The 15,527-nt window shown below is 70.0% G+C and carries 12 protein-coding genes; 2 read left to right on the top strand and 10 right to left on the bottom strand.

What is annotated here, in order from left to right:
- Window positions 1–102: 102 nt before the first annotated feature.
- Together ACZ6S6_RS24815 and ACZ6S6_RS24820 are read right to left on the bottom strand one after the other, a co-directional pair.
- Entirely contained in the window at window positions 103–1,500 is a 1,398-nt protein-coding gene (locus tag ACZ6S6_RS24815; protein WP_362966679.1) for a class I SAM-dependent RNA methyltransferase, read from the bottom strand.
- 155 nt (window positions 1,501–1,655) lie between these two features.
- Window positions 1,656–3,704 (bottom strand): APC family permease, encoded by a 2,049-nt coding sequence (locus tag ACZ6S6_RS24820; RefSeq protein WP_362966677.1) that lies wholly within the window; start codon window positions 3,702–3,704, stop codon window positions 1,656–1,658.
- A 340-nt stretch (window positions 3,705–4,044) separates the two neighbouring features.
- Here ACZ6S6_RS24820 and ACZ6S6_RS24825 point away from each other — a divergent pair, with 340 nt between their 5' ends.
- Both ACZ6S6_RS24825 and ACZ6S6_RS24830 read left to right on the top strand, forming a co-directional pair.
- Complete coding sequence (locus tag ACZ6S6_RS24825) at window positions 4,045–4,713, top strand: potassium channel family protein (RefSeq protein WP_024490560.1); 669 nt, start codon at window positions 4,045–4,047, stop codon at window positions 4,711–4,713.
- The gene (locus ACZ6S6_RS24830; protein ID WP_362966675.1) at window positions 4,713–5,390 is read left to right on the top strand and encodes a potassium channel family protein; all 678 of its coding nucleotides are present in this window, start codon (window positions 4,713–4,715) and stop codon (window positions 5,388–5,390) included. Before ACZ6S6_RS24825 ends, ACZ6S6_RS24830 begins: the two co-directional genes overlap by 1 nt.
- Window positions 5,391–5,474: 84 nt before the next feature.
- Here ACZ6S6_RS24830 and ACZ6S6_RS24835 read toward each other — a convergent pair whose 3' ends face one another.
- From ACZ6S6_RS24835 to kdpA, 8 genes are all read right to left on the bottom strand, one after another.
- Window positions 5,475–6,239, bottom strand: a complete 765-nt coding sequence (locus ACZ6S6_RS24835; protein WP_469706967.1) for a DUF3159 domain-containing protein — start codon at window positions 6,237–6,239, stop codon at window positions 5,475–5,477.
- A 3-nt stretch (window positions 6,240–6,242) separates the two neighbouring features.
- Complete coding sequence (locus ACZ6S6_RS24840) at window positions 6,243–6,659, bottom strand: OB-fold nucleic acid binding domain-containing protein (protein ID WP_073737652.1); 417 nt, start codon at window positions 6,657–6,659, stop codon at window positions 6,243–6,245.
- An 86-nt stretch (window positions 6,660–6,745) separates the two neighbouring features.
- A complete protein-coding gene (locus ACZ6S6_RS24845) occupies window positions 6,746–7,438 on the bottom strand; it encodes a response regulator (protein ID WP_123462937.1) in 693 nt (230 codons plus the stop codon).
- 50 nt (window positions 7,439–7,488) lie between these two features.
- On the bottom strand, window positions 7,489–10,032 hold the full coding sequence (locus ACZ6S6_RS24850; protein ID WP_469706968.1) for a DUF4118 domain-containing protein: 2,544 nt from the start codon (window positions 10,030–10,032) through the stop codon (window positions 7,489–7,491).
- Window positions 10,033–10,202: 170 nt separating this feature from the next.
- Window positions 10,203–10,940 carry an ABC transporter ATP-binding protein gene (locus tag ACZ6S6_RS24855; RefSeq protein ID WP_362966717.1) on the bottom strand — a complete coding sequence of 246 codons (738 nt, stop codon included), beginning with the start codon at window positions 10,938–10,940 and terminating at the stop codon, window positions 10,203–10,205.
- Between the two features lie 111 nt (window positions 10,941–11,051).
- Entirely contained in the window at window positions 11,052–11,729 is a 678-nt protein-coding gene (locus ACZ6S6_RS24860) for a potassium-transporting ATPase subunit C (protein WP_362966719.1), read from the bottom strand.
- Window positions 11,730–11,735: 6 nt separating this feature from the next.
- Complete coding sequence (gene kdpB / locus ACZ6S6_RS24865) at window positions 11,736–13,862, bottom strand: potassium-transporting ATPase subunit KdpB (RefSeq protein WP_469706969.1); 2,127 nt, start codon at window positions 13,860–13,862, stop codon at window positions 11,736–11,738.
- Window positions 13,859–15,523, bottom strand: a complete 1,665-nt coding sequence (gene kdpA / locus ACZ6S6_RS24870) for a potassium-transporting ATPase subunit KdpA (protein WP_362966722.1) — start codon at window positions 15,521–15,523, stop codon at window positions 13,859–13,861. The genes kdpB and kdpA overlap by 4 nt, the downstream gene beginning before the upstream one ends.
- Window positions 15,524–15,527 lie beyond the last annotated feature (4 nt).

Genomic DNA, 15,527 nt, shown 5'->3' on the forward strand with positions numbered 1-15,527 from the left:
GTCAAATGAGCGTCAAGATGCCTCGTAGAGCGTCATTTCAGCGTCAAGATATCGCCCGTAACGCCCACACCGCACATAACGCACACCACCCGAACCCGCAGGTCAGGCAGCCTTTGCGATGGGTTCAAGGATCGCGACGCACTCCACATGGTGCGTCATCGGGAACAGATCGAACGCCCGCAGCGTCCGAACCTTGTACCCGCCCTCCGCGAAGTACGCCAGGTCCCGCGCCAGTGCCGCCGGGTCGCAGGCCACGTACGCGATGCGGCGGGCGCCGAGGGCGGCGAGGCGCTTGACCGTCTGCTTGCCGGCTCCGGCGCGGGGCGGGTCCAGGACAATCAGGTCGGCCTCGGTGATGCCGGTGCGGGGCAGGATCTGGTCGACCTTGCCGTGCTCGATGCGGACCCGCTCCAGGTCCTTGAGGTTGTGGCGGGCGTCCTCCACCGCGCGCTTGCCGGACTCGATGCCGAGGACCGCGCCCTTGTCGCCGAGGCGTTCGGCGAGGGAGCCGGCGAACAGGCCGACGCCGCAGTAGAGGTCGAGGGCCATTTCGCCCTTGCGCGGCATCAGGCCCTGCATGACGGCCTTGACCAGGGTGTAGGCGGCCTGCGGGTGGACCTGCCAGAAGCCGCCGGCGCCCACGCGGTAGGTGCGGTCGTCGGCGCGTTCGCGGACGAAGCCGCGGCCGTGGACGCGGTGCACTCCGCCGTCGTGCTCGTCCACGCGCAGGACCGAGACGGGCTTGTCGAGCTCGACCAGCGGGAGGCGGCCGCCGGAGCGGGGGGTGAGGATGACCTGGCGGTCGTTGGAACCGGTGGCCGCGATGGCCTCCACCGTGGCCATCTGGGGCCAGTCCTGCTTCTCGATGCCGAGTTCGGAGACGCCGGGGGCGGCGATCAGGCACTGGTCGATGATCTCGATGTCGTGCGAGCGGTGCTTGCGCAGGCCGACCCGGCCGTCCTCGTCGATGGCGTACTGGACGCGGGTGCGCCAGGCGGGCACCTCGCCCGGCGGGAGCTTGTCGCCCTCGGCCGGCATGACGGTGCCGTCCCAGCCGGCCTCCTCGGGGGTGAGGCCCGCGAGGTGCTGGAGCTGTTCGGCGATCACTTCGCCCTTGAGCCGTCGCTGCGCGCCGGGCTTGGCGTGCTGCCAGTCGCAGCCGCCGCACTTGCCGGGGCCCGCGAACGGGCAGGGCGCCTTCACGCGGTCCTTGGACGCCTCGATGATCCGCACCGCGTCGGCGCGCAGGAAGCGGGAGCCGACCGCGCCGTCGGTGACCCGGGCGACGACCGTCTCGCCGGGAAGCGTGTGGCGCACGAACAGGACCTGGCCCTCGGAGGTCCGGGCGATGCAGTGGCCGCCGTGTGCGACCGGGCCGACCTCGACCTCGTACTCCTGCCCCACCAGCGATTCCACTGATTCCACGGCCTGCGATTCTTCCGCCTGCGGGTCTCCGGCCTGCGTTTCCCCGGTCTGCGGCGAAGTGGATTCGTTCTGCATGAGGGGGTGGCTCCAGAGATCAAGGGGAAACAGGGGGAACGAACGCGACAAGAGAGCGGCCGGACAACAACCTATGAGTCTACGTGGGTGTCGTCCGGCCGCTTACCAGGATGAGCCGACGCCCGCACACCCGGCGCCCGCACACCCGACCCTCGTCAGCTCTTGTGCGTGGGATCCTTGGGCCTGCGCTCCACCGGGCCCCGGCGCACCGACCCCGGGGCGCTCCAGTCGGCGCGCTTGCGGGCGCGCTTCTTGGCCGCCTCGGAGGATTCCAGCTGGTACGGGACGGACGTGACCATCACTCCCGGGGTGAACAGCAGCCGGCCCTTGAGCCTGAGTGCGCTCTGGTTGTGCAGCAGGTGCTCGTACCAGTGGCCGACGACGTACTCCGGGATGTAGACGCTCACGACGTCGCGCGGGCTCTCCCGGCGCAGGCCCCTGACGTACTCGATCACGGGGCGGGTCACTTCGCGGTACGGCGAGTCGAGGATCTTCAGCGGTACGTTGATGCCGCGCCGCTCCCAGTCCTCCCGGAGGGCCTTCGTCTCGGCCGGGTCGACGCTGATGGAGAGCGCCTCCAGGTGGTCCGAACGGATCAGCTTCGCGTAGGCGAGGGCGCGCAGGGTGGGGCGGTGGAGCTTGGAGACCAGGACGATCGAGTGGACCCTGGAGGGCCGGATGCTCTCGTCGGACGGGGTCTCGTCGGCGGCGATCTCCGCGGCGACCCGGTCGTAGTGCTTACGGATCGCGGTCATCGTGCCGTAGAAGATCACCATGCCGAGCAGCGCGACCCAGGCGCCGTGGGTGAACTTGGTGGCGAGGACGACGACGAGCACCAGGCCGGTGAAGAAGGCGCCGAAGGTGTTGATCGCACGGGAGCGGACCATGTGGCGGCGCTTGAGCGGGTCCTTCTCGGCCCGCAGGTGCCGGTTCCAGTGCCGGACCATGCCGGTCTGGCTGAGGGTGAACGAGACGAATACGCCGACGATGTAGAGCTGGATCAGCCGGGTCGAGTCCGCCCCGTAGATGACGATCAGCAGGATCGCGGCGCCGGCCAGCAGCACGATGCCGTTGGAGAAGGCGAGCCGGTCACCGCGGGTGTGCAGCTGGCGCGGCAGGTAGCTGTCCTGGGCCAGGATCGAGCCGAGCAGCGGGAAGCCGTTGTACGCGGTGTTCGCGGCGAGGAAGAGCACGAGTGCGGTGGCCCCGGCGAGGATCACGAAGAAGAACGTTCCGTCACCGAAGACGGCGGCCGCGACCTGGGAGATCACCGGGTCCTGGACGAAGCTCGAACCGACCGGGGTGCCGTTGTTGATCAGGTCCGTCGCCGGGTTCTCGGCCATCTTCACGTCTGTGGCCATGGCCAGCCCGATGATGCCGCAGAACATCGTGACGGCCAGCAGGCCCATCGCCGCGAGGGTGGTGGCGGCGTTCTTGCTCTTCGGCTTGCGGAAGGCGGGGACGCCGTTGCTGATCGCCTCGACGCCGGTGAGGGCCGCGCAGCCGGAGGAGAACGCCCGCAGCAGCAGGAAGACCAGGGCGAAGCCGGCCAGGCCCTGGTGCTCGGCCTTGATCGTGTAGTTCGAGGTCGGGGCGTGCATGGTGTCGCCGAGGACCAGCCCGCGGAAGGCGCCCCACATGATCATGATGAAGACGCCGGCCACGAAGAGGTACGTGGGGATGGCGAAGAGCTTGCCCGACTCCTTCACGCCGCGCAGGTTCATCAGCGTGAGCAGCACGATGGCCGCGACGGCGCAGGCCGTCTTGTGCTCGACGACGAACGGGATCGCGGAGCCGAGGTTCTCCACCCCGGAGGCGATCGACACGGCGACGGTGAGGACGTAGTCGACCAGCAGGGCGCTGGCGACGGTCAGGCCGGCCTTCGGGCCGAGGTTGGTGGTCGCGACCTCGTAGTCGCCGCCGCCGCTCGGGTACGCGTGCACGTTCTGCCGATAGGAGGCGACGACGGTGAACATCAGGACCACGACGGCGACCGCGATCCACGGGCTGAAGTGGTACGCCGACACGCCTGCGACGGACAGCACCAGGAGGACTTCTCCGGGTGCGTATGCCACCGAGGACAGCGGATCGGACGCGAAGACGGGCAGGGCGATGCGTTTGGGGAGGAGTGTCTCCCCCAGCTTGTCGCTGCGCAGGGCCCGTCCGATCAGGATCCGTTTGGGCACGTCGGTCAGTTTGGACACGCTGAGGATCGTAAGGGTTTCGTATGGGGCCCGCCCACGCACCACCCCCGTATCAGTTGAATCTCCTGCACTCGGACGGAAAGGCCACGAAATCCTTAACGGAATCCTTGCGCCGCGGCCCCTGAAACGCACCGGAACTCTTCGGGGAGCTGCCCCTTTGCCATAGTGGCCCCGGCGAAAGGACACTCGCATGAGGCAACGCACCCGGCGCCGCATAAGCTCATCCTGGGCAACGGGGCCAACCGTTGCCCCGTTGTTTGCCCGGCCAGCCGAGGGAAGAGTGTGAGCAGGGTGTTTTCGCAGGTCAGCCGGACGACCAGGAGTGCGAGGTAGGCGCAAGGTGCACATCGTCATCATGGGCTGCGGGCGAGTAGGAGCCGCTCTCGCGCAGACCCTGGAGCAGCAGGGGCACACGGTCGCCGTCATCGACCAGGACCCCACCGCATTCCGGCGCCTCGGCTCCGGATTCGGCGGCCGTCGCGTCAGCGGCGTCGGTTTCGACCAGGACACTCTCCGCGAGGCGGGGATCGAGGAGGCCGGTGCGTTCGCGGCGGTGAGCAGCGGCGACAACTCGAACATCATCGCGGCCCGGGTGGCGCGCGAGATGTTCGGGATCGAGAACGTCGCGGCCAGGATCTACGACCCGCGTCGTGCCGAGGTCTACCAGCGCCTCGGCATCCCCACGGTCGCCACCGTGCGCTGGACCGCGGACCAGATGCTGCGCCGGCTGCTGCCCTCGGGCGCCGAGCCGCTGTGGCGGGACCCGAGCGGTGGTGTGCAGCTCGCCGAGGTGCACACCACGCCGTCCTGGATCGGCCACAAGATCAGCACGCTGCAGGAGGAGACGGGCGTCCGCGTGGCCTTCCTCACCCGGTTGGGCGAAGCCATACTGCCGTCGTCGCAGACGGTGCTGCAGGAGGGTGATCTGGTCCACGTGATGATGCGTACGGACGAGATCGCGAAGGTCGAGGCGGCCTTCGCCGAGGGCCCTGAGGAGGGCGGTCACTGATGCGTGTCGCGATTGCCGGGGCCGGTGCGGTGGGCCGTTCCATCGCGGCCGAGCTGCTGGAGAACGGCCACGAGGTGCTGCTCGTCGACAAGGCGCCGACCGCCATCTCGGTGGAGCGGGTGCCGATGGCCGAGTGGCTGCTGGCGGACGCCTGCGAGATCACCTCGCTGGACGAGGCGGCGTTGCAGCGCTGCAACGTCGTGATCGCCGCGACCGGCGACGACAAGGTGAACCTGGTCGTCTCGCTGCTCGCCAAGACGGAGTACGGCGTGCCGCGGGTCGTCGCCCGGGTGAACAACCCGAAGAACGAGTGGCTGTTCAACGAGTCCTGGGGCGTCGATGTGGCGGTGTCCACCCCGCGGCTGATGTCGGCCCTGGTCGAGGAGGCGGTGAGCGTCGGCGATCTGGTCCGGCTGCTGCGCTTCAGCCACGGCGACGCCAACCTGGTCGAGCTGACGCTGCCGCCCGAGTCGGCGCTGGCCGGCACTCAGGTCGGCGAGGTGGCGTGGCCCGAGGACACCTCGCTGGTGACGATCATCCGCGGACAGCGGGTTCTGACGCCGAGCACGGAGGAGACCCTGGAGGCCGGAGACGAGCTGCTGTTCGTGGCGGCCCAGGCGCGCGAGGAGCAGTTGGAGGACCTGTTGTCGGTGCGCCGGGGCGATCCGGGGAGCTGAGCCGCGGGAGACACGGAACAGGGAAGGGGTCCCGGACCGCCAGTGGCGGTCCGGGACCCCTTCCACGTTCCGTGTGCGGGGACCTCAGAATTCCTGGCTGCGGGCCGCCGCTTCCGCGGTGGCCGCCTTGCGGGCCTTCTCCGCCTGCTCCTCGGCCTCCATCTCGGCGAAGACGTCGATGGGCGGCGGCGCCTTGGCGAGGAAGACCCAGGTGAGGTAGACGGCGAGCAGGAACGGCGGGATCTTCAGCGCCACCAGGACCCAGCCGAACTGGGTGGTGTCGCCCCACCAGTACAGCGGGAAGAGGATCGCGCACTTGGCGAGCAGGATCAGTCCCCAGGCGTAGCTGGCCTTGGCGTAGGCCTTCTTGCGGCCGGGGTTCCTGGTGCGCCAGGAGAGATTCTCCTTGAAGACCGGGCCCAGGATCAGGCCGATCAGCGGCAGTCCCGCCACCGTGGTCACCAGGTAGGCGAGGGCCAGTCCGAGCGTGTAGATCATGCCCGGCAGATAGAAGTCCTTGGCGTTGCCGGTCATCTTCGCGAAGACGACACCGAAGGCCACACCGAAGACACCGCTGAAGGCGTGCTTGACGGTGTCCCTGCGGATGAGCCGGACGGCCACGAGCACCAGCGACACCGCCACGGCCGCGATGGCCGAGTACGTGAGGTTCTTGTCGATGGTGAAGATCGTGACGAAGAGCAGTCCCGGCAGGACTGTCTCCACCATGCCCCGGATGCCGCCGAAGGCCTCGAAGAGCGCGGCCTCGGTGACGGCCTTCGCGTCGGCCTCCTGCTGGTCGGTGCGGGTGGTGGGGTCCGTGTCGGACGTCGGCTTGTCAAGAGACGTCACCGGCTACTCCTTGCCGAGCGGTCGGAGTTCGTATTTGGGGTTGAACAGCACCCGGCGCCCGTGGCTCATGGAGATCCGGCCCGAGGCGATGAGCTTGCGGCCCGGTTCGATGCCCACGATCGAGCGGCGGCCGAGCCAGACCACGTCCAGCGGAGCGGTGCCGTCGAAGAGCTCCGCCTCAAGGGCGGGCACTCCGGCGCGCGGTCGCAGGGTGACCGTCCGCAAGGTACCAGTGACCTTCACGATCTGGCGGTCGCTGCACTCCGAGATCCGGGTGCACCCCGAGGCATGCGAGTCCTCCGCCAGCTCCTCGCACTCCAGGTCCTCCTGGGAGCTGGAGAGCCGGTCGAGCATCCGCCGGAAGCGCCCGGACGGCCGCTCGGCCTTCCCGGCCTTCTCGAATCGAGGAACAGCACTCATAACCGAAGCGTACCGGTCCCCGGGGGTCCGGGAGGATGACCGCCGTCTCACTCGGACGGGTTACGGGGAGAGCCGGCCGGCGCGCGTCAGGCGCGCTCGAAGCGGTAGCCCATCCCCGGTTCGGTGACGAAGTGCCGGGGGTGCGAGGGGTCGGCCTCCAGCTTGCGCCGCAGCTGGGCCATGTAGACCCGCAGATAGTTGGTCTCGGTGCCGTACGACGGCCCCCAGACCTCCTGGAGCAGCTGCTTCTGGCTGACCAGCCGGCCGCTGTTGCGGACCAGGACCTCCAGCAGGTGCCACTCGGTGGGGGTGAGCCTCACGTCCCGTCCCTCGCGCTGGACCTTCTTGGCGGCCAGGTCGACGGTGAAGCCCGTGGTCTCGACGATCACGACCTGGTCGCCGCCGTCCTGGCCGACTGGTTCGGCGCGGCGCACCGAGGCGCGCAGCCGGGCCAGCAGCTCGTCCATGCCGAACGGCTTGGTGACGTAGTCGTCGGCGCCCGCGTCCAGCGCCTCGACCTTCTCGTCGGAGGTGTGGCGGGCCGAGAGCACCAGGATCGGCACCCTGGTCCAGCCGCGCAGCCCCCTGATCACCTCGACGCCGTCCATGTCGGGCAGCCCGAGGTCCAGGACGACGACGTCGGGGTGGCGGGCGGCGGCGAGCTGGAGGGCGGTCGCCCCGTCGGGCGCGGCGTCCACCTCGTACTTGCGCGCCTTCAGGTTGATCACGAGGGCGCGTACGATCTGCGGCTCGTCGTCGACCACAAGCACCCGGGTCATCGCGGTCCTGCCTTTCTGCTGTACATCGGGTCCGCGGAGCTCTCCGCGGATCATGAGGTGACCCGCGCGGGCAGGTCGGGGCTGACCGGGACGTGCCCCGATGCCGCCCTGAGGGTCAGGACCATGGTGAGGCCGCCGCCCGGGGTGTCCTCGGCGTCCAGCGTGCCACCCATGGATTCCACGAAGCCGCGGGCCACCGCGAGGCCCAGGCCGACCCCGGCGCCGCGCGGGGCGTCACCGTAGCGCTGGAAGGGTTCGAAGATGCGTTCCTTGCCGTCGTCGGGGACACCGCGGCCGCGGTCGGCCACCCGTAGCTCGACGCGGGCGCCGAGCGCGCTGGCGGCCACCGTGACGCGGTCGCCGTCGGGGCTGTACTTGACCGCGTTCTCGACGATGTTGGCGACGGCCCGCTCCAGCAGTCCGGGGTCGACGGCGACCATCGGCAGCGTCTCGGGGATGTCCAGGTCGACGCTGTCCTCGGGCACGCCGCCCAGGGCCATGGGCACGACCTCGTCGAGGTCTATCTCGCGGATCAGCGGGGTGACGGTGCCGGTCTGGAGCCGGGACATGTCGAGGAGGTTGCCCACCAGGTGGTCGAGGCGGTCCGCGCCGTTCTCGATGCCTTCCAGGAGTTCGGCCTCGTCGTCGTCGGACCAGGCGACGTCGTCGGAGCGCAGGGAACTGACCGCGGCCTTGATGGCGGCGAGCGGGGTCCGCAGGTCGTGGCTGACGGCGGCCAGCAGCGCGGTCCTGATCCGGTTGCCCTCGGCGAGCCGGCGGGCGTCCTCCGCCTCGCCGACGAGGCGCTGGCGGTCCAGTACGACGGCGGCCTGGGCGGCGAACGCGCCGAGCACCCGGCGGTCCTCGGCGGGCAGCACCCGGCCGGAGAGCGCGAGTGCCATGTGGTCGCCGACGGGCATGTCCACATCGGCGTCCTCGGGGCGGGCGACGGGTCCGGGGCCGACGCTCCCGGCGCACGTCCACGGGTCGACGTCGCTCTGCCGCTCCAGCAGCGCGACGGACTCCATGCCGAAGGTCTCGCGGACCCGGTCGAGCAGCGCGGCCAGGGTGGTCTCGCCGCGCAGCACGCTGCCGGCCAGGAAGGACAGGATCTCGGACTCGGCGCGCAGTCTGGCGGCCTGGTGGGTGCGGCGGGCCGCCAGGTCGACGACGGAGGCGACCGAGACCGCCACCGCGAAGAAGATCACGATGGCGACGAAGTTCTCGGGGTCCTGGACGGTCAGGGTGTGGGTGGGCGGGGTGAACCAGTAGTTCAGCAGCAGCGAGCCCGCCGCGGCCGAGGCGAGGGCGGGCCGCAGCCCGCCGAGCAGTGCGGCGGCGACGGTCATGAAGAGGAACAGCAGGACGTCGTTGGCGAGCCCCGGACCGTTCTCCAGGCCCTTGAGGAGCAGCGAGAGCAGGACCGGGCCGCCCACGCCGACGATCCAGCCCCAGATGATGCGGGCCCGGCCGAGCCGGGCGCCGCGGGCGATGGGCAGGCCCCTGCCCTTGGCGACCTCGTCGTGGGTGACGATGTGGACGTCGAGGTCGGTGCCGGACTCACGGGCGACGGTGGCGCCGACGCCGGGGCCGTAGATGTACTGCCAGGCCTTGCGGCGGCTGGAGCCGAGGACGATCTGGGTGGCGTTGACACCGCGGGCGAATTCGAGGAGCGCCGAGGGTATGTCGTCACCGATGACGTGGTGGAAGGTGCCGCCGAGGTCCTCGACGAGGGTGCGCTGGACGGTGAGTTCCTTGGGCGAGGCCGAGGTCAGTCCGTCGCTGCGGGCGATGTAGACGGCGAGGATCTCGCTGCCGGAGCCCTTGGCCGCCATCCGGGAGGCGCGGCGGATGAGGGTGCGGCCCTCGGGGCCGCCGGTGAGTCCGACGACTATGCGTTCGCGGGCCTGCCAGGTGGTGCGGATGTTGTGCTCGCCGCGGTACTGCTGGAGGTATTCGTCGACCCGGTCGGCCACCCAGAGGAGGGCCAGCTCGCGCAGGGCGGTGAGGTTGCCGGGGCGGAAGTAGTTGGAGAGCGAGGCGTCGATCCGGTCCGGTTTGTAGATGTTGCCGTGGGCCATCCGCCGGCGCAGCGCCTGGGGCGACATGTCGACAAGTTCGAGCTGGTCGGCGCGGCGGACCACCTCGTCGGGCACGGTCTCGCGCTGGCGTACGCCGGTTATCGACTCGACGACGTCGCCGAGGGACTCCAGGTGCTGGATGTTGACGGTGGAGACCACGTCGATGCCGGCCTGGAGGAGCTCCTCGACGTCCTGCCAGCGCTTGGCGTTGCGGGAGCCGGGCACGTTGGTGTGCGCCAGTTCGTCCACCAGGGCGACGGCCGGGGCGCGCTCCAGGACGGCGTCGACGTCCATCTCGGTGAAGACGGCGGAGCGGTACTCGATCTCGCGGCGCCGGGTCTGTTCGAGGCCGTGCAGCATGACCTCGGTGCGCGGGCGGTCGTGGTGCTCGACGAAGCCGACGACGCAGTCGGTGCCCCGCTCCACGCGGCGGTGCGCCTCGGCGAGCATGGCGTACGTCTTGCCGACGCCGGGTGCCGCACCGAGGTAGATCCGAAGTTTGCCGCGCGCCATGGCCCCATTGTCTTCCCGAAACCGGCTGCGGCCGATGCGGCAGCCACTGTCGAAGCTACCCCGTGAATTTCCGGCATATCGGGCGGGGGGTGCTGGAGCGGAGCGTATTGACGTAATTCTGATGCCTGGGCCGGGCCTCCCCGGCCCGGAAATACGCCCGGCCGGCTCGGCTACACGTGCTCGACGATGTGCCCGTCACTGAGTTCGAGGACCCGGTCGGCGAGGCCGAGCAGCTGGGCGTCGTGGGTGGCGACGAGCGCGGTGACGCCCTCGCTGTGCACGACCGCGCGCATCAGTTCCATCACCGCGAGGCCGGTCTCCGCGTCGAGCTGCCCGGTCGGCTCGTCGGCGATCAGCAGGGCGGGCCGGTTGGCGAGCGCGCGGGCGATCGCCACCCGCTGCTGCTGGCCGCCGGAGAGCTCGCCGGGGCGCTGGGCCGCGTGGTCGGCGAGGCCGACCATGGAGAGCAGCAGGGACACCCGCTCCTCGCGCTCGCGGGGGTCTGCCTTGCGCAGCCGCATGGGTACGCCGACGTTCTCCGCCGCGGTCAGGATCGGGATCAGGCCGAAGGACTGGAAGATGAAGCCGATCCGGTCGCGGCGCAGTTCCAGCAGTCCGTTCTCGCCGAGCGTGGAGAGGTCGGTGCCGTCCACGGTGATCCGGCCGCTGTCGGGGCTGTCGAGTCCCCCGACGAGGTTCAGCAGGGTGGTCTTGCCGGAGCCGGAGCGCCCCTTGAGCGCGACGAGCTCGCCGCGGGGTACCTCGAAGGACACCCCGCGCAGCGCGTGCACGGCCGCGGCGCCGGAGCCGTAGGAGCGGTGCAGGTCCTCGATCCGGACCATGGGCCTCTCGGCGACGGTGGTGCCGCTCTCCTTGCCGGTGCCCGCCGCGGTGGTGCTGTCGGTCATGTCGCTCCCCGTACGTCCTCGGTCCCGTCGGCCGCCAGTATGTCCATGAGGCCCGGGAACGGGCAATGCCCGGGGCCGGCCGCGGCGGCCGGTCCCGGGTATCGCGTGCGGTCAGCGTCCCGCGGTATCGCTCACGAGCTGTCGCAGCGCGACGTTCAGCCGGAGGACGTTGACCCGCGGCTCACCCGCGAATCCGAGGATCCGGCCGTCGGTGTGCCGCTCCACCAGCTCCGCCACCTGCCCCGCGTCCAGCTGGTTGCGCTCGGCGACCCGGCGGACCTGGAGCTGTGCGTACGCCGGGGAGATGTCCGGGTCGAGCCCTGAGCCGGAGGAGGTGACGGCGTCGGCCGGCACCTGCGCGGGGCGCACGGGGTGGCCGGGGACGGAGTTGTCCCTCACCACCGCGGCCTTGGCGGCCGTGACCCAGTCGATCAGCTCCTTGCTGTCGCCGGAGCGGTTGGTCGCGCCGGAGACGAGGAGCGAGTACTGGGTGTTGACGCTGTTGGTGCCGAGGCCGTTGGACGGGCGCGGCTGGAACCACTTGAGATCGGGGTCGGGGGTCTCCTGGCCCTTCTTCAGCGGCAGGTCGTAGCGCTGGCCGATGAGTTCGGAGCCGACGACCTCGCCCTGGGAGCTGATCTCGGAGCCGTTGGCCCGGCCGGGCATGAGGCCCTGGGCGATCCCGGTGACGGCGAGCGGGTAGAGGACGCCGCAGACCACGGTGAGGACGAGCAGGGCTCGGAGTCCGGCCCACAGGAGCCGGGCGGAGTTTCCTACGGAGTTGTTCATGGCAGGTCAGCCGATTCCGGGGATGAGGGAGATGATCAGGTCGATGATCTTGATGCCGATGAACGGGGCGATCAGGCCGCCCAGTCCGTAGATCCCGAGGTTGCGCCGGAGCATCGAATCGGCGCCCGCGGGCCGGTAGCGCACGCCCTTCAGCGCGAGCGGCACCAGCGCGACGATGATCAGCGCGTTGAAGATCACGGCGGACAGGATCGCGGACCGGGGGGAGGACAGGTCCATGATGTTGAGCTTGTCCAGGCCCGGATAGACCACGGCGAACATCGCGGGGATGATCGCGAAGTACTTCGCGACGTCGTTGGCGATGGAGAACGTCGTCAGTGCGCCGCGGGTGATCAGCAGCTGTTTGCCGATCTCGACGATCTCGATCAGCTTGGTCGGGTCGGAGTCCAGGTCCACCATGTTCCCGGCCTCCTTGGCGGCCGAGGTTCCGGTGTTCATGGCCACGCCGACGTCAGCCTGGGCCAGCGCCGGGGCGTCGTTCGTCCCGTCGCCGGTCATCGCGACGAGCTTGCCGCCGGCCTGCTCCCGCTTGATGAGGGCCATCTTGTCCTCGGGCGTGGCCTCGGCGAGGAAGTCGTCGACCCCCGCCTCCTCGGCGATGGCCTTCGCGGTCAGCGGGTTGTCACCGGTGATCATGACCGTACGGATGCCCATCCGGCGCAGTTCACCGAACCGCTCGCGCATGCCCTCCTTGACGACGTCCTTGAGGTGGATGACACCCAGGACCCGGGCGCCGTCCCCGTCGTCGACCGCGACCGGCAGCGGCGTACCGCCCTCGCGGGAGATCCGGTCGGTGAGCGTGGCGACGTCGGGGTGGACCGTGCCGCCGCGCTCCCGGACCCACGCGACGACCGAACCGGTGGCTCCCTTGCGGATCCGGCGTCCGCCGACGTCCACCCCGGACATCCGGGTCTGGGCGGTGAAGCCCACCCACCGCGCGGTGGCCAGTTCCCCCTGGTGCCGCTCGCGGAGCCCGTACGCCTCCTTCGCCAGGACGACGACGGACCGGCCCTCGGGCGTCTCGTCGGCGAGCGAGGAGAGCTGGGCGGCGTCCGCCAGCTCGGCCTCCGTCACGCCCGCGACCGGGAGGAGCGCCGCGGCCTGCCGGTTGCCGAGGGTGATCGTGCCGGTCTTGTCCAGCAGCAGGGTCGACACATCGCCCGCCGCCTCGACGGCGCGACCCGACATGGCGAGCACGTTGCGCTGCACCAGCCGGTCCATGCCGGCGATGCCGATCGCGGACAGCAGGGCGCCGATGGTGGTCGGGATCAGACAGACCAGCAGCGCGGCCAGCACGATCATGGACTGCTCGCTGCCCGCGTATACGGCGAACGGCTGGAGGGTGACCACGGCCAGCAGGAACACGACGGTCAGCGAGGCGAGCAGGATGTTCAGCGCGATCTCGTTGGGCGTCTTCTGCCGGGCCGCGCCCTCGACGAGAGCGATCATCCGGTCGATGAAGGTCTCGCCGGGCTTGGTGGTGATCTTGATGACGATGCGGTCGGAGAGCACCTTCGTGCCACCGGTCACGGCGCTGCGGTCGCCGCCGGACTCCCGGATGACCGGCGCCGACTCGCCGGTGATCGCGGATTCGTCGACGCTCGCCACCCCCTCGACGACGTCCCCGTCGCCCGGAATGATGTCGTCGGCCTCGCAGACCACCAGATCGCCGACGCGCAGTTCGGTGCCCGGAACCCGCTCCTCGTTCCTGCCGATGACCCGGCGGGCGACGGTGTCCGTCTTGGCCCGGCGCAGGGTGTCGGCCTGGGCCTTGCCGCGGCCCTCGGCGACCGCCTCCGCCAGGTTGGCGAAGACGGTGGTCAGCCAGAGCCAGACCGTGATCGCCCAGCCGAACCAGTCCCCCGGGTCCAGGGCCGCCAGCACGGTGGTGAGCACCGAGCCGGTCAGCACCACGAACATCACCGGGGACTTGACCATCAGCCGGGGATCGAGTTTGCGTACCGCGTCGGGGAACGCGGCGATCAGCATCCCGGGGTCGAACAGACCCGCTCCGACACGTCCTTCGGGGCCCTGCCCGGACGGGGTGTCCCGGTGCTGTGCGCGGGCAGGTGTGACTGTGGACATCGCGTCCTCTTGCTTCGTACGGAGGGTCATGACGCCAGCCCCTCGGCCAGCGGCCCCAGAGCCAGAGCCGGGAAGTAGGTCAGACCGGCGATGATCATGACGGTGGCGACCAGCAGTCCGCTGAAGAGCGGTTTGTGCGTGCCGAGGGTGCCGGCGGTCACCGGTACGGGCCGCTGCCCGGCGAACGAGCCCGCCAGGGCGAGGACGAACACCATGGGCAGGAACCGGCCCAGCAGCATCGCCAGCCCGATCGTGGTGTTGAACCACTGGGTGTCCGCGGCCAGTCCGGCGAAGGCCGAACCGTTGTTGTTGGCGCCGGAGGTGTAGGCGTAGAGGATCTCGGAGAAGCCGTGCGCCCCGGAGTTGGTCATCGAGTTGCCCGGAGTGGGCAGGGCCATCGCGACGCCGGTGAAGCAGAGCACCAGCGCCGGGGTGATCAGGATGTAGCAGGCCGCGAGCTTGATCTCGCGGGTGCCGATCTTCTTGCCGAGGTACTCGGGCGTGCGGCCGACCATCAGTCCGGCGATGAACACCGCGATGACCGCCATGATCAGCATCCCGTAGAGACCGGAGCCGGTGCCGCCGGGCGCGATCTCGCCGAGCTGCATGCCGAGCATCGTGATGCCGCCGCCGAAGCCGGTGAACGAGGAGTGAAAGGAGTTCACCGCGCCGGTCGAGGTGAGCGTGGTGGCCACGGCGAAGAGGGACGAGCCGCCCACGCCGAAACGATTCTCCTTGCCCTCCATGGCCCCGCCCGCGATATCGAACGCGGGCCCGTGGTGGGCGAATTCGGTCCACATCATCAGCGCGGTGAAGCCGAGCCAGATGACGCCCATGGCGGCGAGGATCGCGTAGCCCTGCCTGAGCGAGCCGACCATCCGGCCGAAGGTGCGGGTCAGCGCGAACGGGATGACGAGGATCAGGAAGATCTCGAAGAGGTTGGAGAGCCCGTTGGGATTCTCGAAGGGGTGGGCCGCGTTGGCGTTGAAGTACCCGCCGCCGTTGGTGCCCAGCTCCTTGATGACCTCCTGGGAGGCGACCGCGCCGCCGTTCCACTGCTGCGAACCGCCCAGGAACTGGCCGACGGAGTGGATGCCGGAGAAGTTCTGGACCGCCCCGCAGGCGACCAGCACGAGCGCGCCGATCACCGAGATCGGAAGGAGGATCCGTACCGTGCCGCGCACCAGGTCGGTCCAGAAGTTGCCGAGTTCACCGGTACGGGTGGCGGCGAGGCCCCGTACCAGCGCCACCGCGACGGCGATGCCGACGGCGGACGAGACGAAGTTCTGCACCGCGAGACCGCCGGTCTGCACGACATGGCCCATGGCCTGTTCGCCGGAGTACGACTGCCAGTTGGTGTTGGCGACGAACGACGCCGCCGTGTTGAACGCCTGGTCGGGGTCGATCGAGACGAAGCCGAGGGAGCCGGGCAGCGAGCCCTGGAGCCGCTGCAGCAGATACAGGAAGAGGAGGCTCACGGCGGAGAAGGCCAGGACACCGCGGAGATAGGCGGGCCAGCGCATCTGCGTGTTCGGATCGGCGCCGATGGCCCGGTATATCCACTTCTCGGCCCGCAGGTGCCGGGGCGAGGTGTAGACACGGGCCATGTGGTCGCCGAGCGGGCGGTACGCCAGACCCAGCGCCACGACGAGCGCGAGCAGCTGGAGCACACCTGCGAGGACAGGGCTCATTTCG

This window comes from Streptomyces sp. NPDC048671 (assembly GCF_055587045.1).

What these genes read in the sequence shown, in the direction of transcription:
- ACZ6S6_RS24815 (WP_362966679.1), bottom strand. Translation starts at nt 1,500, where the DNA reads ATGCAGAACGAATCCACTTCGCCGCAGACCGGGGAAACGCAGGCCGGA.
- ACZ6S6_RS24830 (WP_362966675.1), top strand. Translation starts at nt 4,713, where the DNA reads ATGCGTGTCGCGATTGCCGGGGCCGGTGCGGTGGGCCGTTCCATCGCG.
- ACZ6S6_RS24840 (WP_073737652.1), bottom strand. Translation starts at nt 6,659, where the DNA reads ATGAGTGCTGTTCCTCGATTCGAGAAGGCCGGGAAGGCCGAGCGGCCG.
- ACZ6S6_RS24845 (WP_123462937.1), bottom strand. Translation starts at nt 7,438, where the DNA reads ATGACCCGGGTGCTTGTGGTCGACGACGAGCCGCAGATCGTACGCGCC.
- ACZ6S6_RS24850 (WP_469706968.1), bottom strand. Translation starts at nt 10,032, where the DNA reads ATGGCGCGCGGCAAACTTCGGATCTACCTCGGTGCGGCACCCGGCGTC.
- ACZ6S6_RS24855 (WP_362966717.1), bottom strand. Translation starts at nt 10,940, where the DNA reads ATGACCGACAGCACCACCGCGGCGGGCACCGGCAAGGAGAGCGGCACC.
- ACZ6S6_RS24860 (WP_362966719.1), bottom strand. Translation starts at nt 11,729, where the DNA reads ATGAACAACTCCGTAGGAAACTCCGCCCGGCTCCTGTGGGCCGGACTC.
- kdpB (WP_469706969.1), bottom strand. Translation starts at nt 13,862, where the DNA reads ATGACCCTCCGTACGAAGCAAGAGGACGCGATGTCCACAGTCACACCT.
- kdpA (WP_362966722.1), bottom strand. Translation starts at nt 15,523, where the DNA reads ATGAGCCCTGTCCTCGCAGGTGTGCTCCAGCTGCTCGCGCTCGTCGTG.